This window comes from Microbacterium sp. AC035 (assembly GCF_979258485.1).
On the sequence record NZ_OZ409858.1, the window covers coordinates 3,640,096 to 3,664,679 of the forward strand.

The following is a 24,584-nucleotide window of genomic DNA, read 5'->3' on the forward strand; positions in this document are numbered from 1 at the left end:
TCCGCTCGGCGGCATCCGCTCGAGGGCGGAGGCCGCCGGCCGGCGTCTCATCATGGTCCGCACCGCGTTCTCCGTCGAGCCGCCCCGATCTGCCGGGCGGCTCTTCGACGTCAAGCTCCTCGTCGGCATCCTCATCGTCCTCGCGCTTCTCGTCGTATCCCTCTTCACGGGCGTGTACGACATCGCCGGAGCCGCTGACGGTGCCGAGATGTTCCAGATCACCCGCGTGCCGAGGACGATCGCGCTCGTCCTCGCGGGTGCCGCGATGGCCATGGCTGGCCTCGTCATGCAGCTGCTGACGCAGAACCGCTTCGTCGAGCCCACGACCACCGGCACCACCGAGTGGGCGGGGCTCGGGCTGCTGACCGTGATGGTGCTCGTGCCCAACCCGTCGATCCCGCTGCGGATGGCGGGTGCCATCATTGCGGCCTTCATCGGCACCATGGTGTTCTTCGCCTTCCTGCGCCGAGTCTCGCTGAAGTCGTCTCTCATCGTCCCGATCGTCGGCATCATGCTGGGTGCCGTCGTCGGATCGGTGTCGACCTATTTCGCGCTCGCAACGGATTCGCTGCAGGCCATCGGGGTCTGGTTCGCGGGCAGCTTCACGTCGGTGCTCCGCGGGCAGTACGAGATGCTCTGGATCGTGGCGATCGTCGGAGTCGTCGTCTTCGTCGTAGCCGACCGTCTCACGATCGCCGGACTGGGGGAGGAGATCGCGACGAACGTCGGGGTGAACTACAACCGGGTGATCCTCCTCGGAACCGTGCTCATCGCGATCACGACCGGCGTCGTGACGGTCGTCGTCGGCAACCTGCCGTTCCTGGGACTCATCGTCCCCAACGTCGTCTCGATGGTCCGCGGTGACGACCTGCGCAGCAACCTCCCGTGGGTCTGCCTGCTCGGCATCGCGATCGTCACCGTCTGCGACATCATCGGACGCACGATCATCATGCCGTTCGAGGTGCCGGTGTCACTGATCCTCGGAGTCGTCGGCGCGGTCGTCTTCATCCTGCTCCTGCTGAGGCAGCGTCGTCGTGGCTAGCGTGACAGCGGCCGGCGCCCGCACCTCGGGATCGTTCACGACTCCGCGCGCGCGGCGGCGATACATCATCGTGCTCGGCACTCTCATCGTCCTGTCCGTGTCCCTCGCCTTCGGGCTGCTGGCCTGGGAGAACCCGATGCCGATCGGGTCTCCGGGGTTCTGGCGCATCGCGAAGCTGCGGGTGACGAACGTGACCGTGATGGGCGTGGTCGCCGTGGCGCAGGCGATCGCGACCGTGAGCTTCCAGACGGTCACGAACAACCGCATCATCACGCCGTCGATCATGGGCTTCGAGTCGCTCTACCGGGTCGTGCAGACGACGACCGTCTACCTCTTCGGTGTCGCCGGGCTCGTCGCGATCCAGGGCGTCTGGCAGTTCGGCCTGCAGGTCGTCATCATGGTGGGGCTCGCCATGGCTCTGTACGGATGGCTGCTGTCCGGACGCTACGGCAACCTGCAGATCATGCTCCTCATCGGCATCATCATCGGCGGCGGCCTCGGAGCGATCTCGACCTTCATGCAGCGACTGCTGACCCCCAGCGAGTTCGACGTGCTGGCGGCGCGATTGTTCGGCAATGTCTCCAACGCCGATGCGTCATACCTGCCGCTCGCGATTCCGCTGTGCGTCGTGGCATCCGCGCTGCTGTGGCTGAGGTCGCGGAGGCTGAACCTGCTGGCGCTGGGCCCCGATGTGTCCCGCTCGCTCGGCCTCGACCACAAGCGCGAGCTCTACATCGTGCTCTTCCTCGTCGCCGTGCTGATGGCGACGTCGACCGCACTGGTCGGACCGATGACGTTCCTCGGCTTCCTCGTCGCGACCCTCGCCTACCAGTTCGCCGACACCTACGATCATCGACTGATCTTCCCGGTGGCCGTGCTGACGGCCTTCACGATCCTCGCCGGGGCCTACTTCGTCATGAAGAACGTCTTCTATGCGCAGGGCATGGTCTCGATCCTCATCGAGCTCGTCGGCGGAACCGTCTTCCTCATCGTCATCCTCAGAAAGGGCAGGCTGTGATCACACTCGACGGCGTCCGCCGCCACTACAGCGACGAGGTCGCGATCGGCCCCGTGGACCTCGAGATCCCCGCGGGCGGGATCACTGCGCTGATCGGTCCGAACGGCGCAGGCAAGTCGACGCTGCTGACGATGATCGGCCGGCTCGGCGGCATGGACGCCGGCACGATCGAGATCGCCGGGTACGACGTGGCGACGACGAAGTCGAAGGACCTCGCCAAGATCGTCTCGGTGCTCCGCCAGGAGAACCATTTCGTCACCCGCCTCACCGTGCGTCAGCTCGTCGGGTTCGGACGCTTCCCGCATTCGCAGGGTCGGTTGACCCGCGATGACGAGGAGATCATCAGCAGGGCGATCGACTTCCTCGACCTCGGTGACCTGGAACGGCGCTATCTCGACGAGCTCTCCGGAGGCCAGCGACAGCGGGCCTACGTCGCGATGGTGCTGGCGCAGGACACCGAGTTCGTGCTGCTCGACGAGCCGCTGAACAACCTCGACATGAAGCATGCCGTGCAGATGATGAAGCACCTGCGTCGGGCGGCTGAGGAGCTCGGACGCACGATCGTCATCGTGCTGCATGACATCAACTTCGCGGGGCACTACGCCGACCACATCTGCGCCATGAAGGACGGAGCCGTCGTCGAGTTCGGCCCGCCCGACGAGATCATGACCGGCGAGGTGCTCACCCGCGTGTTCGATACGTCGGTCCAGGTGGTCGAGGGCCCTTCTGGTCCCCTCGCCGTCTACTACTGACGCTCAGAGCTCGACGCCGTGGTCCTCGTCGTTGACGCCGGCATTGCGGCCACGGCGGGATTCGTAGCCGATGAACCATCCCAGCCAGACGATCGCGGCCAGCAGGATGCCGAGCCAGACGTTCTGGAAGATCAGGCCGATCACGACACCGAGGATGAGAAGCCCTGCGGTGACGGAGAAGCGGAGCACGTTGCGCGACATGGGCTCAGCCTAAAGGCGATTCGCCCTCCACGGGAGGTCAGCGACTGCGGTGGTCTTCGGGCGAGAGACGGGGGCCTCGTCGGGGCTCGCTGATCCTGCTCGCGAAGATGAGGCGGATCACGCGCTGGCGGTGACCCGCCCAGGGAGCGAGCAGCTCGAGCATCCCGTCATCGTCGGTGCGATGGCCGGTGAGGGCGAACCCCACCTGATGGGCGAGGTGATAGTCGCCGACGCTCACCGCGTCCGGATCGCCGAGTGCCCGGATGCGGGTCTCAGCCGAGGTCCACACCCCCACGCCGGGGAGGCTCGTCAGCACGCGGTCACGGTCGTCACCGGTGGGCGCGGCCAGCAGCGCGCGCGAGATGCTCTCTGCACGCTCGGCCACTCTCACGACGGTCTTCGACTGCGGCGGCTGCACGGCGACACGATGCCAGTCCCACGACGGGATGCGTCGCCACTGTGCCGCGGTCGGAGCGGTGTACATCGGTCTCGGCGTCGGACCCGGCGCTCGCTCGCCGAACTTCGTGACGAGCAGTCTCCACGCGCGGAACGCCTCGAGACCGGTCACCTTCTGCTCGATGATGGCGCAGGCGAGAGCATCGAACACCACGCCGGTGCGAGCCAGGCGGATGCCGGGTGCACGACGGTGGACCTCGGAGATCAGGGGATGGTGTGAAGGATCGAAGCCTGACGGGTCGTCTCCGGCGCCGCACAGATCAGGCACGGTGTCGAGCGCGTGCTCGGCTCCACGACCCCACGCGGTGGCCCTGATCTCGCCGTTCTGCGCGCGCAGCGCCAGGGTCGCGGCGCCGAGCGGAGTTCGGACGGTGCGCCAGATCACCGGGCCGTCGAAGACCATCGTCGGGTCGCCGGGGCCTCGACGGAGCATGCCGACCGTCGAGTGGAGATCCACTGAGGCGGCGGGCCGGTACACCGTCTCGCGCGGTGCGCTGGGAGGAGCCGCGTCGGCGGCTCCGGCATCCGCGGTCAGGGTCATGGGCCCCACCATACGTGGCGGGGCTGACACTCGGATCAGAAGCGGTCGGGCGAGGGTGTGCCGTGGCCGTAGCGGATGACGACGTCTGCGTGACGGTCGAAGCGGTAGCCGATGCCGCGCACAGTGCGGACGATGTCCTCGTAGCGGCCGAGCTTCGCGCGGAGGCGCCGCACGTGCACGTCGATGGTGCGCTCGCCGGGAGTCTCGTCGTCCTGCGCCTGCCACAGTGCCGAGACGAGCTCGCTGCGCTCGATCGTGCGTCCTTCGCGAAGAACGAGGTACTGCAGCAGCTCGAACTCCTTGTAGGTGAACGCCGCGGACTCTCCGTCGATCAGCACCCGCTTGCGCGAGATGTCGACGACGACGCCACCCTCTTCGTCGGTGGTCTCCTCCTCGGCAGCGGCCTTGGTGCGAGCGATCGCTCCGGGCTCGTGCAGAGCGAGGCGGACGACGTCGAGGTCGCGTCCACCCGACCCGTGCGGGGCGAGGGCGACGGTGGCGTGCGTCTCGGCGCCGGGCGCCAGCTCGGCGAGGGTGCGACGCAGGGCGTCGACGAGAAGCGGAAGACTCACCCCTGCTTCGGCCGCCTTGATCTCGTCGAGACCGACGTAGAGGGCGAAGCCGCGGGGCGAGCGGACGGCGGGAAGGTCTGCATCGAGCGGTGCGGTCGTGGGCGCTGATGCGGTGCGGACAGCGGCAGTGGCGGCGGGACGCTCGAGAAGTGCGATGTTCGACATGATGATGAAGTCCTCAGGACGTGAGCCGGAAGAGGGGCTCTGATGCGTTGCATGAATGACCGGGCGAGCCGGAAGAGCGAGCAAAGGGTGGATGCTCGATGACCCATACCTCGCAGATCGCGAGAAGTCAGGTCAGACGGAGTGGCTGTTCGTTCAGCGACACATTCGGCAACACATGCCAACGCGACCGGGCATCATCATCCCGGCAGTCCTGTTCGCCTCCTGGGCGGACAAAGGGCTTGCGTTGGTAGTCATGGGGGGATTATGTCGGAAGAAGTCCGCGCGTGTCAAAACGGCCGTCGGTGCGGGAGGCGGGCGTAACGTGGAGAGGGTGACCACTTCGACCCTCGCCGCAGGCTTCATCCTCACCGATGAGAAGGATGCATCGCGGTACACGCTGACGCGGGACGGGCAGCTCGTGAGCGTGCTCGACTATCGCGACGACGGACATACGATCGCCCTGACGAGGGCCTTCACCATCCCCACATTCCGCGGCCACGGCTATGCCGGTGTCGTCGTCGAGGGGGCCGTCGCCGAGATCGAGGCGCGCGCAGATCGCAAGGTCGATGCGGTGTGCTGGTACGTCTCCGACTGGTTCCAGGCACACCCCGAACACGCGTCTCTGCTTCGCACCCGCTGACGACCAGCCGTGTGACGCTGTGTTACACGGCGGCGTGCTGACAGGATGAGGGCATGAAACTCGCAGAGGCCTTGACCGCCCGCGCAGACCTGCAGCGTCGTATCGAGCAGCTCCGTGCCCGGATCACGGCGAACGCCCGATATCAGGAGGGGGAGGAGCCCGCGGAGGATGCGGCAGCGCTCCTCGTCGAGGGGGACGCCGCGCTCGAGCAGCTGCGTGACCTGATCCGGCGCATCAACGCGACCAACTCGCGGCTGGACCTGGGCGCGGACGGGACGATGACGGATGCTCTCGCGGCACGCGACGTCCTGCGGCTGCAGCACTCGCTGCTGGCAGACGCGGCGGCTGCCGCATCAGGAGCGAACGATCAGTTCCTCCGACAGATGAGGTCGGAACTGCGCCAGATCTCCGCACTGCCCGTCGCCGAGCTTCGGGCACGCGCCGATGCGGTCGCGCAGGAGCTGCGCGAGCTCGACAACCGGATCCAGCAGGCGAACTGGCTGCATGACCTGAAGGAGTAGCGAGCGGAAGTCGGTAGTCACGACGAGGCGGGCACAACCCCAGCCGGAGGGGCAATTCCGGCCCATGTCGGGCGGAGGGCAGCCCAGATTCGCATCGCGCAGCCCCGCACCCCGCACATGTGATCGCGCATCGCGCATGTCGCATCACCACGTGCCGATCATCGTGACGAGGGTGGGTCAGGGGACCTTCCGCTCGTACTCGCACAGCCTCACGTCGGGTAATATGGATGCTCTGCTCAGCCCCGTCGGCTGAGGTGGTCAGGCGCTCCGAGCGTGCTGGTCCGAGGCTCGAAACCTCCGGCATCGTTCCCGACACCGGAGGTTCTTCCATGTCATCGTCCTTGCGCGCCCGCCCCCAGACCAAGTGGTGGGCGCTCGCCGTCATCTCTCTCACTCAGCTGATCGTCGTCCTCGACGGCACCATCGTCAGCATCGCCCTGCCGCGAGCCCAGGCCGATCTCGGCCTCAGCGACGGCCAGCGGCAGTGGGTCGTCACCGCCTACGCCCTCGCGTTCGGGGCGCTGCTGCTGCTCGGCGGCCGTGTCGCCGACTACGTCGGGCGCAAGCGCGTCTTCATGATCGGCATGGTCGGATTCGGCGCCGCGTCGCTCTACGGCGGCCTCGCCCAGTCGGGGTGGGAGCTCGTTCTCGCCCGCGGACTGCAGGGCGTCTTCGCAGCTCTCCTCGCTCCCGCGGCCCTCGCGCTGCTCACGGTGACCTTCCCCTCGGGGCGCGAGCGCAATACGGCGTTCGCGGTCTTCGGGACCGTCGCCGGAACCGGGGCCGCGGTCGGGCTCCTGCTGGGCGGTCTTCTCACCGAGTTCGCCGATTGGCGCTGGTGCCTGCTGGTCAATCTCTTCTTCGTCGCGGTGGGTCTCGTCGGCGGAGGTCTCTTCCTCACCGAGAGCAAGGCCGACGGAGACAACCGCTACGACGTCTGGGGCGCGATCACCGTGACGCTCGGCCTCGGCTCCCTCGTCTACGGGTTCAGCCTCGCGGAGAACGGCTGGGGAGACCCGCTCACGATCACCTTCCTCGCCATCGGCGTGGTCCTGCTCGTCCTGTTCGTCTGGGTCGAGAGTCGCGTCGCGCAGCCGCTGCTTCCGCTGCGTGTCGTGGCCGACCGCGTGCGCGGCGGGGCGTTCCTGATCCAGGGCGTCGCGGGCGCGATCATGATCGGTGCGACCCTCTATCTCACCTTCCACCTCCAGTTCGTGCTCGGAATGGGCGCGCTGCCGGCGGGCGCCGCGACTCTGCCGCTTCCGATCGCGACGATGATCATCGCCCCGATCGCGACGAAGCTCCTCACGGTGATCGGCCCGCGACCGATGCTGATCGTGGGGCCGCTGATCGCCGCGGCCGGGCTGTTCCTGCTGTCGGGCATCACCCCGGACGGCGCGTATCTCGTGCAGATCGCTCCGGCGCTCGTCCTTCTCGGCGTCGGGATGGGATTCGTGTTCATCCCGCTGCAGAATCTCGCGCTGACGGGAGTCGCCCCGCATGACGCGGGTGTGGCATCCGCCGTCGCGAACTCGGCCATGCAGATCGGCGGATCGATCGGGCTGTCCGTGTTCACCGCCGTGTACGCGGCATCGGTCGGCGGCCACGCGCAAGCCGACCTCACCCCGTGGCAGATGACCGACGCCTACGGCTGGGTGTTCATCGTCGGCTCGATCCTCATGGTGGTCGGAGCCGTCATCGCCGCGGTGATGGTGCGAGGCACGAAGGACGAGCTGATGCCGGCGCATCCAGGCCTCGCCGTCGGCGCGCACTGACGTCGACGGCATCTGAGACGGCCGTGGCGTCCGCTCCCGCCGGGATCGTGCAGATCCGACAGGCAGGAACGGACGCTGCGGCACGCCTCGGACCGAATGTCGGTGGGGGTTCGTAGCGTGTGAGTATGCGAATCCTGCACACCTCCGACTGGCACATCGGTCGCACCTTCCATGGCAACTCGACCATGGACGCGCTGGCCGAGGTGCTCGCGGCGCTGACGCTGCAGGTCAGGGAGAACGCGGTCGACGTCGTCATCGTCGCCGGCGACGTGTTCGACTCGGCGACACCGGCAGGTGCCGCTTATACGCTTCTCGGTGACGCGCTGGTCGCGTTGCACGAGACGGGCGCACGGGTGATCGTCACGAGCGGCAATCACGACTCCGCCGCGCGTCTGGGCTTCCAGGCGCGTCTGCTGCGCGACGGCATCCACGTGCTCACCGACCCGCTGGCGATCGGAACACCGGTCACCATGACCGACTCCGACGGGCCGGTGCACTTCTACGGCATCCCCTACCTCGAGCCGGCGATCGTGCGCCAGCACTGGAACGGTGTCGAGCTGCGCACGCAGGCGCAGACGCTCGCCCACGCGATGGATCTGGTGCGCGCGGGCATGGCTGAGCACCCTGGCCGGTCGGTCGCGATCGCCCACTGCTTCTCGGCGGGGGTCGACGCGACCGTCGGCCTCGAGCGCGAGGTGCGTCAGGGTGGCCTCGACGTCGTGCCGCTGGCCGTATTCGACGGGCCCGACTACGTCGCCCTCGGCCACATCCACGGACGCCAGCAGATCAGCGAGCGCGTGCGCTACTCGGGCGCACCGCTGCATTACAGCTTCGGCGAGCAGAACAAACCTCGCGGGTCGTGGCTGGTCGAGCTCGACGCGGCAGGACTGGCGTCGGTCGACTGGCTCGAGCTGCCTGTGCCGCGTCGCCTGGTCACGCTCACCGGCACGCTCGACGAGATCCTGTCTCCCGAGAACGTCGCCGCACACGCCGACGATTGGGTGTGCGCCGTGTACACCGACGCACTCGCCCAGACCGAGCCGATGCGGCGACTCCGAGAGCGGTATCCGCACTGCGCGATGGTGCAGCATCAGCCCGCTGAGGCGTCTGCGGCGGCGGAGCGCTCCTACGCCGAGCGGTTGCGGGGCGCCGTCACCGACCCGGAGCGCATCGAAGCGTTCCTCGAACATGTGCGCTCGGGCCATGGCGCGACGGAGCGTGAGGGCGAGCTGATCCGCGAGGTCCTCGACGACCGCGTCCGCGCTGATGCCCTCATCTAGTCCGGTGACGACTCGATCTAGTCCGGTGACGACTCGATCCAGTCCGGTGACGACTCGATCCAGTCCGGTGACGACTCGATCCAGTTCGGTGATGCGTCACCGCGATCATGCTCCGACAGCGAAGAAGATGCCCTGATGCAATTGCACCGACTCGAGGTCGAAGGATTCGGCCCGTTCCGCGAGCGGCAGATCGTCGACTTCGACGCGTTCGCCGACGACGGCATCTTCCTGATCGCCGGGCGCACGGGTGCCGGCAAATCGAGCATCCTCGACGCCGTCTGCTTCGGCCTGTACGGCGGGGTCCCGCGGTATGAGAGTGGCGAGAAGCGGTTGCGCAGCGATCACTGCGAGCCTGACGATCTCACCGAGGTCGTGGTCGAGTTCAGCACGCCGGCCGGCCGATACCGGGTCAGTAGATCGCCCGAGTACGAGCGCCCCAAGAAGCGTGGTGGCGGCATGACGGTGCAACCTGCGGCCGTGCAGCTCGACACGTCGGTCGGCGGCGAGTGGATCGGTCTCGCCGCGAAAGAGCGCGAGGCAGCCTACGAGCTCGACGAGATCCTTCAGCTCAGTCGCGAGCAGTTCCTACAGGTCATATTGCTCGCGCAGAACCGGTTCTCGGAGTTCCTGCTGGCGGGAAGCAAAGAACGACAGGGGCTGCTGAGGCGACTGTTCGGCACCGAGCGCTTCGAAGACATGCAGTCGCGTTTCGACGAGCGGCGCAAGGCGGCCGAGCAGGCTCTCGGTGCACGACTGGCCACGGTGTCGGCTCGCCTCGACGAAGGAGAGAGGCTGGTCCGCAACGCCGACCTCGGGCGTGACAGCGAAGCGCAGACAGACGAGGCATCCGCGCAGGAGGCAGAGCCTTTCGCGGCGACGACAGACGAACGCCTCGATGGTCTGCGCCGCGCGAAGGCTCGTGCCGATTACCGGGCCGAACGTCGGGCGGTCGAGCGTGTCGAGGCGGAGAAGCAGTCGGACGCCGCGGATGCCGCTCTCGCGAGTGCGCGGGAGGAGCAGCGGGCACAGGTCGAGCGGGATCGGGCGCGAGCCGCGCTCGACCGTCTCGAGGCCGATGAGGCGGTCATCGCCGATGCACGTCGAGAACTGCAGAATGCTCGGGCTGCGGAGATGCTGCGGGCTCCGATCGCGAGCGCTGTCATGGCTGCGTCCGCGCTCGACGCGGCGGTCGATGCCGAGACGCGAGCACGAGCGGACTGGGAGGCTCACGAGATCGTCGTCGACGACCTCGCGGCATGGGCGTCAGAGCGCACGAGGCAGACCGGTGCATGGGAGCGAGCGGCTGAGCTCGAACGCTCAGCCTCCGCTCTCGATGCTGAACTCGCAGCAGCCGATGATGCAGTGGCGGCAGCTACCGCCCGGATCGACGCCGCAGAGGCCGATCTGGTGGCGCTGCCCGCCGAGCTCGAACAGCTGACACTCGCGCGCGATGCGGCCAGGCAGCTCGCCGATCGCGCCGGAGATCTGGCTGCAGCGCGAGACGCCGCTGCGGTCCGGCACACGGCCGCTCTCGACGTGGTGCGTCTCAGAGCTGCGCAGACGGAGGCGGAGCGGGCGCTCGCTGAGACCAGCGCTGCGCTCGCCGCCGCACAGACCGCCCTCGCCCAGCTCAGACAGAGACGACTCGACGGATTCGCGGGGGAGCTGGCGGCGTCGCTGCACGAGGGCGAGGCATGCCCGGTGTGCGGATCGCACGAGCACCCGGCTCCCGCCGTGCATGCCGATCCCGTCTCCGCCGACGACGTCGACGAAGCAGAATCCGCCCGCGACGCGGTCGCTCGGCGCGAGCGGGACGCCGCCGAACTGACATCTTCTCTGCGTGCCGACCTCGCTGCGGCGATCACCCGTGCAGACGGTCGCGAGGTCGACGAGGCCGTCGCAGAGCTCGACACCGCGACAGCGGCTCTCGCGCAGAGCACCGACGCGTTCGATCAGCGGACTGCGCTCGAGCTGGAGCGCGATGCTCTGATCGAACGCATCCGCCGGCTCGACAGCGAGCGCGAACGTGACTCTGCGGCACTGGCCACGGCGCGCGAGACGCAGCTGCTCGTGGCGCAGCGCGTCACCGAGACGCGGCTGGCGATCGATGACGCGCGAGGGCCCTACGAGTCCGTCGCCGACAGGCTGGCTGCGACGCTGGCCGAGGTCCAGGCCGCGCTCGCTCTGGTCGAGGCGACCGCGGAGCGAGCGCGCAGAGCTGAGGCGGCCGCCGCCGCGAAGGCCGAGCAGGATGCTGCGCTGGAGGCCTCCGAATTCGATGGAGTCGCCGCCGTCGAACTGGCGCTCCGCTCTGCCGCCGCTCAGGCGGCACTGGAGAACCGAGTCACCCTGCATGCCGTGCAGCGCGAGAAGGAGCGCGCGATCCTTCTCGACCTCGAGCTCCGCACTCTCCCGGAGGAGGAGATCGATCTCGGGCCGGCCGAGCTGCGTTCTCTCACCGCGCGACAGCGCTGGTCGGCGGCGGTCGATGAGGCAGGTCGTGCGGCCGCCGTGGCTGAGCAGCTCACTGCGATCATCGAGGCCGCCTGGGCGGAGCATGCGCGCACCGCGGACGATGCGGCCGACTACGAGGTCTTGCGCGGGCTCGCCGACACGATCGCGGGGCGCGGCGCCAACACCCGCAAGATGACCCTGGAGACCTTCGTCCTGGCGGCAGAGCTCGAAGAGATCGTCGACGCTGCGAATCGACGCCTGGGAGACATGTCCACCGGCCGCTACCAGCTGCGCCACTCCGACGCGCTGGCGGCTCGGGGAGCAGCATCCGGGCTCGGGATCGTCGTGTTCGACGCCTTCACCGGCCAGACGCGCCCTGCGCAGTCGCTGTCAGGAGGGGAGACGTTCCTCAGCTCTCTCGCCCTGGCCCTCGGGCTCGCCGAGGTCGTCACCGCGCGAGCCGGCGGCATCCGCCTCGACACTCTGTTCATCGACGAGGGATTCGGGTCGCTCGACGGCGACACCCTCGATGTCGCGATGCGCACGCTCGATGAACTCCGCCAGGGCGGACGCACCGTCGGCGTCATCAGCCACGTCGAGGCGATGCAGGAGCAGATCCCGGCTCAGCTGCGGGTGCGTGCGACGTCGGAGGGCCCGAGCATCATCGAAGCGCGCTGAGGGTCACCGTCCCGCTCGCCGAAGGCGCGCGTTCACTCGGCCCGCATTCAGACGCCGTACTCCCGGCGGATCACCTCACGGAGCTGCACGCTGCACCGAGCGATCGCCTCGCGGAAGTCGACGAGCGCGCCATCCTCGGCCCTGTCCGAGATCGCGCGGAACGCGCGGATCGGCACCCCGAACTGCTCCGCGACCCAGATGTACGCGTAGGTCTCCATGTCGACCAAGCCGGCGCCGGACGGCCGGATGACGGCGGTGATCCCTGCGTCGCCGACGAAGCTGTCACCGGTCGCGATCAGCACGCCCTCGCGGCCGGTGGACACGCGCGCGGGCAGGGACACGTGCTGACCTGCGACGCCGTCGAGGTCGAACACATCGTGCTGCAGCGCGCTGCCGATCTCGTGCACGGTGGCCTCGAGATCAGGGTCGATGCCGCCCGCGGTCCCGACGACCACCACCTCGGAATACTCCTTGGCGTCGAGCGCGCGGGTGAGGGCGAACACGGCCTGCATCTTGCCCTCGCCGGTGACGAGCCGGTCGAACCCCTCGAGCTCCTCCGGGAACGCTGCGAGTTCAGAGGCCATGGCTGCGACGAGAAGTTTCACCTCGCCATCCTGCCAGGTGTATCGATCGGTGCGAAGTCGAGCCGTGTGCGGCCGATGTCATCTCGATGTAACACTGGGGGAGGATACTGACGTCGGGCAGACCGGAGGAACACATGACCCTGCAGCAGCAGATATCTGAAGCGCTCGGAGTGAAGGCCGAGATCGATCCCGAGGTCGAGGTGGAGCGCCGAGTGGCGTTCCTCGTCGACTACCTGCGCACCACGGGCGCCAAGGGGTTCGTGCTCGGGATATCCGGCGGACAGGACTCGACGCTGGCCGGGCGGCTCGCCCAGCTCGCGGTCGAACGGGTTCGCGCCGAAGGGGGCGAAGCGAAGTTCCTCGCCGTGCGCCTGCCCTACCGGGTGCAGAAGGATGCCGCGGATGCTGAGGCCGCGCTCGAGTTCATCGCACCGGACTCGTCGGTCGAGGTCAACATCCAGAACGGTGTCGACGGCGTCGAGGAGGACATCGAGTTCGCCGTCACGAGCGACATCAGCGACTTCAACCGGGGCAACATCAAGGCTCGCGTGCGGATGGTCACGCAGTACGCGCTCGCAGGACACGACGGTCTCATCGTCATCGGCACCGACCATGCGGCCGAGGCGGTCACGGGCTTCTACACGAAGTTCGGCGACGGCGCGGCCGACATCCTCCCGCTCTCCGGTCTGTCGAAGAGGCAGGGGCGCTCGCTGCTGCTGCTTCTCGGAGCGCCGGACAGGCTCGCCTACAAGGTGCCCACGGCCGACCTGCTCGACGGTCAGCCGGGGCGCGCCGATGAAGACGAACTCGGTCTGACCTACGAGCAGATCGACGACTTCCTCGAGGGACGCGAGGTCGCCCCCGACGTCGCAGGGCGTATCGAATCGCGCTACCTCGCGACGCAGCACAAGCGCCATCTGCCGGTGACCCCGGACGACACGTGGTGGCGCTGACACACCTCCCGGCGTGATCCCATGTCGGATGCCGCGGCTAGTGTCGAAGCATCCGAGGGAACGGGAGAATCGTGCGGATCGACACTCAGGCGCAGCGCGTCATCTGGAGCGCGAGCGACCTCAAGGCGGCCGCCGAATGCGAGTTCGCGTGGTGCCGCGCGATCGACGCCAAGCTGGGTCGCGTGCCCGCGGTCGAAGAGCCTGAAGACGCGACCCTCGCGCGCGCCGCTCTTCTCGGTGACGTCCACGAGCAGAATGTCCTCGCGCGCTACATCGACGACCTCGGGGACGATCGGGTGCACCGCGTCGAGAAGGTCTCGTCGGTCGATGCCGAGGCCCTCGCCGCTGCCGTCGACGAGACCGTGCGGGCGCTCGGATCCGACGCGATCGTCGTCTTCCAAGCCGCGTTCGCGACGCCGGAGTTCGTCGGATTCGCTGATTTCCTGAAGCGCGATGACGACGGGCGCTGGCGGGTGCAGGATTCGAAACTCGCCAGGAAGGCGCGAGTCACCGCACTCATGCAGCTCGCGGCATATGTCGACCAGCTCGACCGGCTGGGCATCCCCCGATCCGACGAGGTCGATCTCATCCTCGGCGACGGAACCCTGAGCACGCACGCCGTCGACGATCTCCTTCCGCTGTTCCAGGTCAGGCGGGCGCGATTGCGTGCCCTCATCGCCGACCGCCGGATCGACGACGGCTCCGCCGGTGCGGCGCTGGCATGGGGCGACGATCGCGGCGACCTCGAGGTGGTGGCATGCGGGCGCTGCGCCACGTGCGAGGAGCAGGTGATCGCGCACCGCGACCTGCTGATGGTCGCCCGTATGCGGCCCGTCCAGCGGGCGCGACTGCGGGCTGCGGGCATCGAGACGATCGATGCGCTGGCCGCCGCGAGCATCCCGCCTGTGGGCATGAACACCGACTCGTTCGAGACCCTTCGCGACCAGGCGAGGCTGCAGATCCGGGCGGATGCAGAGGGCGCGCCGACGTACGACGTGCACTATGCCGCGGCGATCCACACCCTCCCCGTGCCGAGCCACGGCGACATCTTCTTCGACTTCGAAGGCGATCCGCTCTACACCGAGCCGGCACCGGACGGACAAGCGCACTGGGGGATCGACTACCTCTTCGGCTGGGTCGACAATGCCGACCAGTACACGGCGCTGTGGGCTCACGACTTCGCCGCGGAGCGAGAGGCGTTCGAGCGATTCCTGGACTTCGTGACGGTGCGCAGAGCCACGCACCCTGGCATGCACATCTACCACTATGCGCCGTACGAGACCTCGCACCTGGTCGCGATGGCCGCGCGGCACGGTGTGCGCGAAGGTGAGATCGATCGGCTGCTGCGCGAAGGCGTGTTCGTCGACCTCTATCCACTGGTCCTGCGCACCGTGAGGGTCGGCACCAGGTCGTACTCGATCAAGAAGCTCGAGCCGCTCTACATGGGCGAAGACGTGCGCACGAGCGACGTGCAGAAGGGCGACGACTCGATCGTGCAGTACGTCGCTGCCCGAGAGCTCGCGGCGGCGGGTGAGCAGCGAGAAGCGGATGCGGTCTTCGCCGACCTCGCAGACTACAACCGCTACGACTGCGTGTCGACGAGGCGCCTTCGCAACTGGCTGATCGACATCGCCAGGAAGGAAGGGGTGAGCCCTGCCCCTCCCGACGAGGCGGACGAAGTGATCTACGAGCCGTCGCCGCGGTCGGTGGCACTCCTCGCCGACGCAGAGCGGGCTGTCGACGCGGGCGGCGATGGGCAGGCGCATCGCATCGCCGCGGCAGCGATCGACTACTTCCCTCGTGAGGCGAAGAGCTTCTGGGTATCGCACTTCCAGCGGCTGCGCGAGCCCGTCACGATGTGGGACGGCACTCGCGATGTCGTGCGCGTCGATCGCATGTCGTCGACCGTGCAACGCGACTGGAGCGTCGGCGAGGGGCGCCGGGTGATGTCGCGCGACATCGAGATCCGCGGCGAGGTATCACCGGGCACGACCCTCAGTGCAGGATCACAGCCGTTCGCCCTGTACCCGGTGCCCGCGCCCTTCGACACCGAGGCGCCGTCACGAGCGGTGCACGTTCCGCACACGGTCACGGTCGCAGAGGTGCTCGAAGACGGCTATCTGATCACCGAGACGGCGATTCAGGGACAGACGTGGGACGAGCTGCCTCTCGCGCTCACCCCGGCGGCTCCGCCACGTGTCGTCTCGCTGCAGGGTGCGATCGACGAGTGGGCCGACACCGTCCATGCGGCAGCGCCGGAGTTCCCGCGCGATGCGGCGACCGACATCCTGCGACGGATCCCTCCGAGGACGCTCTCCGGCGGCACGCTGCCGCAGCAGGGAGCCGACACGATCGACGCCATCGTGCGGGGGGTGCTCGATCTCGACCGCAGCTACCTCGCCGTTCAGGGCCCGCCCGGCACGGGTAAGACGTACACGGGTTCGCAGGTGATCGCGCGCCTGGTGAAGGACCACGGCTTCAGGATCGGCGTCGTGGCGCAGTCCCACGCGATCATCGAGAATCTGCTCGAGCGGGTCGTCGCCGACGGTGTTCCGGCGGGTCAGGTCGGCAAGGCTCCGAAAGACCCCGCGTCCGATCCGTCGTACACGGTGATCCCCAAGAACGGCATGGCGTCGTTCCTCGGTGAGCACGCCGAACACGGCGCCGTCGTCGGAGGCACGGCCTGGGACTTCAGCAACACCGCCCGCGTCGAACGGGCGGGGCTCGACCTCCTCGTGGTCGATGAGGCGGGGCAGTTCTCGCTCGCCTCCACGATCGCCGTCGCCGCAGGCGCACAGCGGCTGCTGCTGCTCGGAGACCCGCAGCAGCTTCCTCAGGTCAGTCAGGGCGCGCACCCCGAGCCCGTCGACACCTCGGCGCTCGGCTGGGTCATGGACGGCGATGCGGTCATCGCAGCCGACTACGGCTACTTCCTCGCGAAGTCGTGGCGCATGCATCCGTTCGTCGCCGCCCCCGTGTCGAAGCTCGCGTACGCCGGGCGGCTCGCCTCCGCCCCCGGCACCGAACGGAGAGCGATCGCCGGCGTCGATGCGGGGCTCCACGTCGTCCCCTTGCGACATCGCGGCAATGCCACCGACTCCCCGGAAGAGGCGGCTCAGGTGGTGGCACTCGTTCGTGACCTCGTCGGGCGCGCCTTCACCGACAACGACGCGGACGCGACGGTTCGCCCGCTCGCTCAGAGCGACATCATCGTGGTCGCGCCCTACAACGCGCAGCGTCAGACCGTTCACGACGCGCTCGCCGCGGCGGGGTTCCCCGACGTCCCGGTGGGCACTGTCGACAACTTCCAGGGCAAGGAGGCGGTGGTCTCGATCACCTCCCTCGCCGCGTCCAGCGGTCGTGACGCGCCTCGGGGACCCGAGTTCCTGCTTCTGCAGAACCGGCTCAACGTCGCCATCTCCCGGGCGCAGGTCGCGGCCTACCTCATCCACTCCCCGGCGCTTCTCGACGATCTGCCCCGCACGCCGGAGGGGGTCGCTCGCATGAGCGCCTTCGCGCGGTTGGTCGGTGCGGCGAGCTGACGCCGTCATGAGCAGCAGAGGTGAGCGATGACTCATACGATCGAGGAGATCCTGCGCGCGTCAGCGGCATGGGTCTGGTTTCCCCGCGACAGCGATCAGCAGAAGACGCATCTGCAACTGGTCCGGTATCCCGAGCGCTTCGGCGGCGGAGTGCGCGGATCACAGGTCGACTCGGACGCCGATCCCGTGGCCGTACTCGATCACGCGATCGCGCACACCAGGGCCTGGCGTGAGACGGAGTTCCGATTCTGGACCAACGCGTCCGATAGCCCCGATCTCGAAGAGGAATTGCGGCGGCGAGGAGCGGAGCACGTCGACACCGTCGCCGTGTTCGCTCGCCCGATCGGGGGATCGGACGTCGACGTCCCCGCCGGGATCAGCGCGGAGGTCGTGCGGACACTCGACCAGGTCCGCGAGGCCGACAGGATCAACGTGCCCGTCTGGCAGCAGCAGCCACTCGACGAAGAAGGGCTCCGGGTGGAACTCGACGAGATCACGTCGAACCTCGACGCCGGAACGCACGTCCGAGTGCTCGCGCGACTCGCCCCCGACGGTGAGGCGGTGAGCACCGGCGGCTGCACGATCGTCGACGGCTTCGCCCGGCTCTGGGGCGCTGCCACGCTCGAGCACGCGCGGGGGAGAGGCGCCTACCGCGCGGTCCTCGCCGAGAGGCTCCGAGTGAGCGCCGCACTCGGAGCGACCACCGCGCTGGTGAAAGGACGCACGGCGACATCTGCGCCGATCCTCGCGAGAGCCGGGTTCATCCACCACGGAGACGAGCGCGGCTACCGACTGAGCGTGTGAGTCGCGCCTGCGGGGTCATGGGCGAGAGCCCCGCAGCTCCGATCTCGCTGCGACGCTGAGCAGACTCGGCGTCGCCCGGGATATGCCGTGATCAGGCCCCGCTGCCGCCGAGCTCTTCGCGGACCATTCGCGCTCCCGCCGCCAGTGCGCTCAGCTTGTCGAGCGCGACGCCCCTCGGCAGAGGTGCCATGCCGCAGTTCGAGCTCGGGATGAGCAGCTCTGCGTCGACGAACTCGAGAGCACGACGCAGGGTGTCGGCGACCTCTTCCGGCGTCTCGACCTGGTCGCTCGCCACGTCGATCGCTCCGAGCATGACCTTCTTGCCGCGGATGAGCTCGATGAGGTCCATGGGCACGTGCGAGTGGTGGCTCTCCAGCGAGACGATGTCGAGGGAGGACTGCTGCAGCAGCGGGAACGACTCCTCGTACTGCCTCCACTCCGCCCCGAGGGTCGCCTTCCAATCGTTGTTCGCCTTGATCCCGTAGCCGTAGCAGATGTGCACCGCAGTCTCGGCGCTCAGCCCTTCGACCGCCCGCTCGAGTGCCGCGATGCCCCAGTCCTTCATCTCGTCGAAGAAGACGTTGAACGCGGGCTCGTCGAACTGGATGATGTCGACTCCCGCCGCCTCGAGCTCTCTCGCCTCCTGGTTGAGGATGGTCGCGAACTCCCATGCCAGCTTCTCGCGGCTTCGGTAGTGGCGGTCGGCGAGGGTGTCGATCATCGTCATCGGGCCAGGGAGCGCCCACTTGATCGGCTGATCGGTCTGCTGACGCAGGAACGTCGCGTCGTCCACGAACACGGGCTTCGGACGGGTCACCGCACCCACCACCGTGGGCACGCTCGCGTCGTAGCGATCGCGGATGCGCACCGTCTCGCGGTTCTCGAAGTCGACGCCGTCGAGATGCTCGATGAAGGTGGTGACGAAGTGCTGGCGGGTCTGCTCCCCGTCGCTGATGATGTCGATGCCGCGACGACGCTGCTCGTGCACTGCGGCGCGCAGCGCATCATGCTTTCCCTCCACGAGCGCATCACCCTGCAGCTCCCACGGCGACCAGAGCACCTCCGGCCGCGCGAGCCACGCAGGCTTCGGCAGGCTTCCGACGATCGAGGTGGGCAGCAGCGGTCCCACGACCTTCGATTCCTCGCCGGTCATCGGACCGGAGCGGGGGAGGTCGGAGCGAGGGCGGACGGAGCGGGGTAGGAGGCTGCCCACTCATCCAGCACTCGGCGATGAGGCGTGACGAAGTGCTCATCCGCATAGCGTCCCTGGGCGACAGCGAGCTGGCTGCGCTCCTCGCGGTCGTACGTGATCTCCGTGTGCTCGTAGTCCTGATGCGCGAGGCTCGGACGGTAGACGCTCTCGGCGGGGGTGTGCGCGTTGTAGATCTCCGGCCGGTAGATCTTCTGGAAGGTCTCCATCGTGCTGATGGTGCCGATGAGCTGCAGATCGGAGTAGTCGCCGAGAAGATCGCCGCGGAAGTAGAAGGCGAGCGGAGCGGAGCTGCCGCGTGGCATGAAGTACCGCACCTGCAGTCCCATCTTCCCGAAGTACTCGTCGGTGAGCGAGAAGGAGTCCTGCACGTACTCGATGCCGAGCACGGGGTGGACATTGCCTGTGCGGCGATACGTCCGGCTCGTCGAGACGCTGATGCAGATGACCGGCAGCGTCGGGAACCGCTCCTGGTATGCGTCGGACTCGAGGAAGTGCTGGAAGAGCTTGCCGTGCAGCACGCCGAAGTCGTCGGGAGTCGCGAATCCGCCGGCTGCCGCGCTCGCCGCGGGTAGGACGACGCTGAAGTCGTAGTCGCGCAGGTAGGAGGAGAAGTTGTTCCCCACGATGCCCTGGTGGCGTTCGCCGGTCAGCCGGTCGACGATGTGGATGTCCAGCACCTCGAGCACGGGGAAGTCTCGATCTTCACCGTCGGCGAATCGCAGCTGCACGGAGACGATGTCGAGCTCGACCGAATACCGGTCAGGGCTGTCTCCGCGCACAAGATCGTTGAACCGCTGATCGATCATCGCGAGGGCGTTGCGGAGATTCTGCTGACGCCGCTCACCACGCGCGAGGTTGGCGAAGTTGGTGGTGATCCGCGAGCTGTCAGACGGGGCGTAGTCCTCGTCGAAGCGGGTGGTGGTGATGCTGAACGTGATCTCGTTCGCCATGAGGGGCCAATCCGGGGGATCAGAGGCCGACTCGGCCTCGCGAAATGCTGTGTTCCCATCGTGCGGCCGCATCCCGGTCATCGGGTAATTCGGCTCCGCTATGCGGTGATATAGCCTTCTCCTATGGCCAGGCGATCGAGCGGCATCACGCTGCAGCAGCTCCAGTACTTCATCGAAGTCGCCGCGGAAGGATCGATCACAGCGGCGGCCGAGATGCTCTATGTCGCTCAGCCGACCATGTCGGCGGCGATGAAAGACCTGGAGAGCCGGGTGGGGCGCGCTCTTCTCACTCGTTCGGCCCGGGGCGTCACGCTCACCAGCGACGGCTCGGAGTTCCTCGGGTACGCCCGACAGATCGTCGAGCAGGCCGAGCTGCTCGAGCAGCGCTACCTCGGCCGGCCGCCGTCGCGCCGTCTCCTCGGGGTGTCGACGCAGCACTACTCCTTCGCGGTCGACGCGTTCGTACGGATGGTCAAGGGCACGAACGCGGCCGAATACGAGTTCTCACTGCGCGAGACCCGCACGTGGGACATCATCGAAGATGTACGGACGCTCCGCAGCGAACTCGGCATCCTCTTCCGCAACGACTTCAACCGGAACGTCATCGACAAGCTGCTCCGCGACTCGGGCCTCGCGTTCCATCCTCTCTTCATCGCCGAGCCGCACATCTTCGTCTCACGACGCAACGCGCTCGCCTCCAGAGACCGTGCGACCCTCGACGATCTCATCGGGCTGCCGCGGCTCACCTTCGATCAAGGGGCGAACAACTCGTTCTACTTCGCGGAGGAGATCCTCTCGACCCTCTCGAGTGCGCGGGAGATCAGGGTCTCCGATCGAGCGACGATCTTCAACCTCATGATCGGACTCGACGGGTACACGATCTCCACCGGCATCATCAGCGATGATCTCGACCCCGAGATCGTGGCGGTTCCTCTCGAGGTCGACGATCACATCGAGATCGGATGGGTCGGACGCACCGCCATCCCCCTCACCGCACAGGCGAAGCGCTACCTCGACGAGGTGCGCGACGTCGTCGCCGGCTTCGGCGTTGAGCTGCTCGACGAGGGCGAGCCGGGGGTCCGTCAGACGGTGCCGTAGAGCCGATCGCCGGCGTCGCCGAGTCCGGGAACGATGTAGCCCTTCTCGTTGAGACGCTCATCGAGAGCACCGAGCACGATCGTCACATCGCGGTCTCCGACGAGAGCCTCGATCGCGGCGAGGCCCTCCGGGGTGCCCAGCAGGCAGATCGCGGTGACGTCCTTGGCTCCTCGGTCGAAGAGGAACTGGATGGCCGCAGCCAGCGAGCCGCCTGTCGCGAGCATCGGATCGATCGCGAAGCACTGGCGGTCGCTGAGATCGTCGGGAAGGCGCTCGGCGTAGGTGGTCGGCTCGAAGGTCTCCTCATCGCGGACCATCCCGAGGAATCCGACCTCTGCGGTCGGCAGGAGCTTGACGAGTCCCTCGAGCATGCCGAGTCCCGCACGCAGGATCGGGACGACGATCGGCCGCGGCTCGGAGATCTTCACGCCCATCGTCGTGGTCACCGGAGTGGTGATCTCGATCGGGCTGACCTTCACGTTGCGGGTCGCCTCGTACGCGAGCAGCGTCACGAGTTCTTCGGTCAGCTGGCGGAAGACCGGCGACGGTGTGCGATGGTCGCGCAGCACCGAGAGCTTGTGAGTGACGAGAGGGTGGTCGGCGACGTGGACACGCATGCTTACAGGCTAATGCGCCGGACGCTCGCGTACGACATCGGATGCGAGTGGCCGCTCCCGTGGCTGTCGTAGGCTCGACCCATGACCGCCGCCGACCTCAGCGCGATGAGACGCGCTCTCGCGCTCGCGGCCGAGGCAGCGGCCGCGTCGGAGATCCCCGTCGGGGCGGTGGTGCTCGACGCCGAAGGGCGGATCGTCGCCGAGGGGCGCAACAACCGCGAGGCGACCGGTGACCCGACCGGTCACGCCGAGGTCGACGCGCTGCGGGCGGCTGCGGCATCCGTCGGCTCCTGGAACCTCGACGGCCACACTCTCGTCGTCACTCTCGAGCCCTGCCTCATGTGCGCGGGCGCGATCCTGCAGGCCCGGATCGGCCGGGTCGTCTTCGGCGCCTGGGACGACAAGGCGGGGGCCGCCGGATCCATGTACGACGTGCTGCGCGATCGACGGCTGCCCTATCGCGCCGAGGTCATCGGCGGGGTCGAGGCAGACGCCGCGACGACGCTGCTGCGGGACTTCTTCGAGCAGCGCCGCTGACGGCAGATGTCGTCGGGGGAGATCAGTCCGAGGACTTGAGCACGAACACGTCGGTCGACGGCTCGGGGTCGAGCGACGGCCGGTAGACGTCGGGCTCGATGTAGATCACCCGTGCCGTCGGCACGGCCTCGCGGATGCGCGCCTCGATCGCGTCGATGTCGACGGCCGCCTCGCGCAGGGGCTTGTCGGCGTTGAGCGCGATCTTCGCGGCGACCATCAGCTCATCGGGCCCGAGGTAGAGCGTCTTCATGTGGATGATCTTCTCGATCTCGTCGCCCGCATTGATCGCGTCGACGATGCGGTCGTGATCGGCGGGCGTGGCGCCCTCGCCCACGAGCAGGCTCTTGGTCTCGACGCCGAGAACGATGGCGATCAGCACCAGCAGGATGCCGATCATCAGGGTGCCGAGGGCATCGAACACCGGGTTTCCGGTGATCACCGTGAGACCGACGCCGAGCAGCGCGAACGTGAGTCCGGTGAGGGCTCCGACATCCTCGAGGAGCACGACGGGAAGCTCCGGGGCCTTGGCGCGGCGGACGAACGAGACCCACGACTGGCCCTCGTCACGCACCAGGTTGCTCTCCTTGACCGCCGTGCGCAGCGAGAACGACTCGAGGCCGATCGCGATGACGAGCACGAGGAGCGGCAGCCACCACCAGGTCTCGTCCAGCTCGTGCGGGTGGGTGAGCTTGTCGATCGCCTCGTAGATCGCGAACAGGCCACCGACCGAGAACAGGATGATCGACACGACGAACGCGTAGACGTAGCGCTCGCGGCCGTAGCCGAACGGGTGCGCCCGGTCGGCCTCGCGCTTCGCCTTGCGGCCGCCCAGCATGAGCAGCAGCTGGTTGCCGGAGTCGGCGACGGAGTGGATCGCCTCGGCGAGCATCGATGCCGACCCTGAGAGCGCCCAGGCGACGAACTTCGCCAGGGCGATGCCCAGATTCGCCAGGAACGCCGCGAGAATGGCCTTGCCGCCGCCGGATGCACTCATGCGTCGAGTCTAGATCCGCTCGCCCGTCGCCGCCGGGTGCGCCCGCCGTAGGATGACGACATGGCTGACTCTCTTCCCGCCCTCGCTTTCCTCGGTGCCGGTTCGATGGGCGGCGCGATCCTCCGCGGGGTCGTCGCATCCGGCATCCCGGTGGACGGGGGCATCGTCGCGACCAACCGCACGCCCGAGAAGGCCGCGGCCCTCGCGGACCTCGACGGCGTCACGAGCATCTCGCTCACCGAGACGCCGGACGGCAATGCGCGGGCGGCTCAGTCGGCTCGTATCGTCCTGGTCGGCGTGAAGCCGGCGATGGTCCCCGATCTGCTGCGCGAGATCGCGCCCTCACTGGCCGACGACGCGATCGTGGTCAGTCTTGCTGCCGGTGTCACTCTGCAGACCTTCGCCGACAACCTCGGTGACGGCGTCCGCGTCATCCGCTCGATGCCGAACACTCCGTCGACCGTCGGCAAGGGCGTCACGGGCCTCGCGGCGGGTGCAGCCGCATCCGCTGACGATCTCGCCCTCGTGCACCGCCTCTTCGCGACAGTGGGCGCTGTGGTCGAGGTGCCCGAGTCGCAGATCGATGCGCTCTCGACGATCTCCGGGTCGGGCCCCGCCTACGTCTATCTGCTCATCGAGGAGCTGACGAAGGCCGCCATCGGCATGGGCTTCAGCGAGAGCGATGCGCGGATCATGGTGGAGCAGACCTTCATCGGAGCAACGGCACTGCTCGACGCATCGGGGGAGGAGCCGTCGGAACTCCGCCGCAGGGTCACGAGTCCGAAGGGCACCACAGAGCGGGCCGTCGCGGTGCTGCAGGACGCGCACCTCGACCGGACGTTCGCGGAAGCCGCCGATGCGGCACTGGCCCGGGCGAAGGAACTCGCCGCAGGAGGCTGACATGCAGCTGCGGTTCTCGGGAGAGATCTGGTTACTGGCGCGGACCCGCGCCGTTCCATTTCGTCACCGTGCCGCCGGTCGAGAGCGAGATGATCGGCGAGATCGCCGGCGTCGTCACCTATGGGTGGGGCATGATCCCCGCGTCCGTGACGATCGGACGCACGACCGTGACGACGGCACTGTGGCCGAAGGACGGCGGCTACATCGTTCCGATCAAGAAGGCGCTGCAGGATCGGGAGAGCGTCGGGATCGACGACGTCGTCGAGATCACGCTCGACATCGACGCCTGAACTCGCG

General features: G+C 67.9%; 23 protein-coding genes. 15 read left to right on the top strand and 8 right to left on the bottom strand.

Features of this window, described 5'->3' with window-relative positions; all coding sequences use genetic code 11:
• Window positions 1-52: 52 nt before the first annotated feature.
• Genes ACZ0AA_RS17455 through ACZ0AA_RS17465 form a run of 3 tightly spaced genes read left to right on the top strand, consistent with a single transcriptional unit; the run spans window position 53 to window position 2,812 of the window.
• Complete coding sequence (locus tag ACZ0AA_RS17455) at window positions 53-1,042, top strand: iron chelate uptake ABC transporter family permease subunit (RefSeq protein WP_400862090.1); 990 nt, start codon at window positions 53-55, stop codon at window positions 1,040-1,042.
• The gene (locus ACZ0AA_RS17460) at window positions 1,035-2,060 is read left to right on the top strand and encodes an iron chelate uptake ABC transporter family permease subunit (RefSeq protein ID WP_400862088.1); all 1,026 of its coding nucleotides are present in this window, start codon (window positions 1,035-1,037) and stop codon (window positions 2,058-2,060) included. Before ACZ0AA_RS17455 ends, ACZ0AA_RS17460 begins: the two co-directional genes overlap by 8 nt.
• The gene (locus ACZ0AA_RS17465) at window positions 2,057-2,812 is read left to right on the top strand and encodes an iron ABC transporter ATP-binding protein (RefSeq protein ID WP_400862087.1); all 756 of its coding nucleotides are present in this window, start codon (window positions 2,057-2,059) and stop codon (window positions 2,810-2,812) included. The genes ACZ0AA_RS17460 and ACZ0AA_RS17465 overlap by 4 nt, the downstream gene beginning before the upstream one ends.
• A 3-nt stretch (window positions 2,813-2,815) precedes the next feature.
• On the opposite strand, the gene ACZ0AA_RS17470 is transcribed toward ACZ0AA_RS17465, so the two are convergent.
• The 3 genes from ACZ0AA_RS17470 to ACZ0AA_RS17480 are packed head-to-tail and all read right to left on the bottom strand — an operon-like array spanning window position 2,816 to window position 4,747.
• Window positions 2,816-3,013 carry a hypothetical protein gene (locus tag ACZ0AA_RS17470; protein ID WP_140036249.1) on the bottom strand — a complete coding sequence of 66 codons (198 nt, stop codon included), beginning with the start codon at window positions 3,011-3,013 and terminating at the stop codon, window positions 2,816-2,818.
• A gap of 37 nt (window positions 3,014-3,050) precedes the next feature.
• Complete coding sequence (locus ACZ0AA_RS17475; protein WP_463513709.1) at window positions 3,051-4,010, bottom strand: DNA-3-methyladenine glycosylase family protein; 960 nt, start codon at window positions 4,008-4,010, stop codon at window positions 3,051-3,053.
• A gap of 35 nt (window positions 4,011-4,045) precedes the next feature.
• A complete protein-coding gene (locus ACZ0AA_RS17480; protein ID WP_400862082.1) occupies window positions 4,046-4,747 on the bottom strand; it encodes a winged helix-turn-helix domain-containing protein in 702 nt (233 codons plus the stop codon).
• A 331-nt stretch (window positions 4,748-5,078) separates the two neighbouring features.
• Between ACZ0AA_RS17480 and ACZ0AA_RS17485 the strand changes: the two genes are divergently transcribed.
• The 5 genes from ACZ0AA_RS17485 (at window position 5,079) to ACZ0AA_RS17505 (ending at window position 12,095) form a co-directional block, all read left to right on the top strand.
• Window positions 5,079-5,387, top strand: a complete 309-nt coding sequence (locus ACZ0AA_RS17485; protein WP_463513710.1) for a GNAT family N-acetyltransferase — start codon at window positions 5,079-5,081, stop codon at window positions 5,385-5,387.
• Window positions 5,388-5,440: 53 nt separating this feature from the next.
• On the top strand, window positions 5,441-5,908 hold the full coding sequence (locus ACZ0AA_RS17490; RefSeq protein WP_400862080.1) for a DIP1984 family protein: 468 nt from the start codon (window positions 5,441-5,443) through the stop codon (window positions 5,906-5,908).
• A gap of 329 nt (window positions 5,909-6,237) precedes the next feature.
• On the top strand, window positions 6,238-7,683 hold the full coding sequence (locus ACZ0AA_RS17495; protein WP_463513711.1) for an MFS transporter: 1,446 nt from the start codon (window positions 6,238-6,240) through the stop codon (window positions 7,681-7,683).
• A gap of 125 nt (window positions 7,684-7,808) precedes the next feature.
• Window positions 7,809-8,963, top strand: a complete 1,155-nt coding sequence (locus ACZ0AA_RS17500; RefSeq protein ID WP_463513712.1) for an exonuclease SbcCD subunit D — start codon at window positions 7,809-7,811, stop codon at window positions 8,961-8,963.
• Between the two features lie 135 nt (window positions 8,964-9,098).
• Window positions 9,099-12,095: an AAA family ATPase gene (locus ACZ0AA_RS17505; protein WP_463513713.1), complete on the top strand. Its 2,997-nt coding sequence runs from the start codon at window positions 9,099-9,101 to the stop codon at window positions 12,093-12,095.
• Window positions 12,096-12,142: 47 nt separating this feature from the next.
• Here ACZ0AA_RS17505 and ACZ0AA_RS17510 read toward each other — a convergent pair whose 3' ends face one another.
• Window positions 12,143-12,700, bottom strand: a complete 558-nt coding sequence (locus ACZ0AA_RS17510; protein WP_400862073.1) for a phosphorylase family protein — start codon at window positions 12,698-12,700, stop codon at window positions 12,143-12,145.
• A gap of 113 nt (window positions 12,701-12,813) precedes the next feature.
• Here ACZ0AA_RS17510 and nadE point away from each other — a divergent pair, with 113 nt between their 5' ends.
• The 3 genes from nadE (at window position 12,814) to ACZ0AA_RS17525 (ending at window position 17,978) form a co-directional block, all read left to right on the top strand.
• On the top strand, window positions 12,814-13,632 hold the full coding sequence (nadE, locus tag ACZ0AA_RS17515) for an ammonia-dependent NAD(+) synthetase (RefSeq protein WP_463513714.1): 819 nt from the start codon (window positions 12,814-12,816) through the stop codon (window positions 13,630-13,632).
• 71 nt (window positions 13,633-13,703) lie between these two features.
• On the top strand, window positions 13,704-17,174 hold the full coding sequence (locus ACZ0AA_RS17520; RefSeq protein ID WP_463513715.1) for a TM0106 family RecB-like putative nuclease: 3,471 nt from the start codon (window positions 13,704-13,706) through the stop codon (window positions 17,172-17,174).
• 27 nt (window positions 17,175-17,201) lie between these two features.
• The gene (locus tag ACZ0AA_RS17525; protein WP_463513716.1) at window positions 17,202-17,978 is read left to right on the top strand and encodes a hypothetical protein; all 777 of its coding nucleotides are present in this window, start codon (window positions 17,202-17,204) and stop codon (window positions 17,976-17,978) included.
• 91 nt (window positions 17,979-18,069) lie between these two features.
• Here the strand turns inward: ACZ0AA_RS17525 and ACZ0AA_RS17530 are convergent, their stop codons facing one another.
• Window positions 18,070-19,107: a methionine synthase gene (locus ACZ0AA_RS17530; RefSeq protein ID WP_463513858.1), complete on the bottom strand. Its 1,038-nt coding sequence runs from the start codon at window positions 19,105-19,107 to the stop codon at window positions 18,070-18,072.
• A 20-nt stretch (window positions 19,108-19,127) separates the two neighbouring features.
• Complete coding sequence (locus ACZ0AA_RS17535) at window positions 19,128-20,141, bottom strand: putative oxygenase MesX (RefSeq protein WP_463513717.1); 1,014 nt, start codon at window positions 20,139-20,141, stop codon at window positions 19,128-19,130.
• Between the two features lie 123 nt (window positions 20,142-20,264).
• Here ACZ0AA_RS17535 and ACZ0AA_RS17540 point away from each other — a divergent pair, with 123 nt between their 5' ends.
• Window positions 20,265-21,239: a LysR family transcriptional regulator gene (locus tag ACZ0AA_RS17540; RefSeq protein WP_400862065.1), complete on the top strand. Its 975-nt coding sequence runs from the start codon at window positions 20,265-20,267 to the stop codon at window positions 21,237-21,239.
• On the opposite strand, the gene upp is transcribed toward ACZ0AA_RS17540, so the two are convergent.
• On the bottom strand, window positions 21,224-21,856 hold the full coding sequence (upp, locus tag ACZ0AA_RS17545) for a uracil phosphoribosyltransferase (RefSeq protein WP_311258936.1): 633 nt from the start codon (window positions 21,854-21,856) through the stop codon (window positions 21,224-21,226). The two genes, ACZ0AA_RS17540 and upp, sit on opposite strands and share 16 nt — an antisense overlap.
• Before the next feature lie 81 nt (window positions 21,857-21,937).
• Between upp and ACZ0AA_RS17550 the strand changes: the two genes are divergently transcribed.
• Window positions 21,938-22,393, top strand: coding sequence for a nucleoside deaminase (locus ACZ0AA_RS17550; RefSeq protein ID WP_400862063.1), 456 nt, complete (start codon window positions 21,938-21,940; stop codon window positions 22,391-22,393).
• Window positions 22,394-22,415: 22 nt separating this feature from the next.
• Here the strand turns inward: ACZ0AA_RS17550 and ACZ0AA_RS17555 are convergent, their stop codons facing one another.
• Window positions 22,416-23,387, bottom strand: coding sequence for a cation diffusion facilitator family transporter (locus ACZ0AA_RS17555; RefSeq protein ID WP_400862062.1), 972 nt, complete (start codon window positions 23,385-23,387; stop codon window positions 22,416-22,418).
• A 60-nt stretch (window positions 23,388-23,447) separates the two neighbouring features.
• Here ACZ0AA_RS17555 and proC point away from each other — a divergent pair, with 60 nt between their 5' ends.
• Together proC and ACZ0AA_RS17565 are read left to right on the top strand one after the other, a co-directional pair.
• Window positions 23,448-24,287 (top strand): pyrroline-5-carboxylate reductase, encoded by an 840-nt coding sequence (gene proC, locus ACZ0AA_RS17560; RefSeq protein ID WP_463513718.1) that lies wholly within the window; start codon window positions 23,448-23,450, stop codon window positions 24,285-24,287.
• Between the two features lie 68 nt (window positions 24,288-24,355).
• Window positions 24,356-24,577: a DUF1905 domain-containing protein gene (locus ACZ0AA_RS17565; RefSeq protein ID WP_463513719.1), complete on the top strand. Its 222-nt coding sequence runs from the start codon at window positions 24,356-24,358 to the stop codon at window positions 24,575-24,577.
• Window positions 24,578-24,584: the final 7 nt, after the last annotated feature.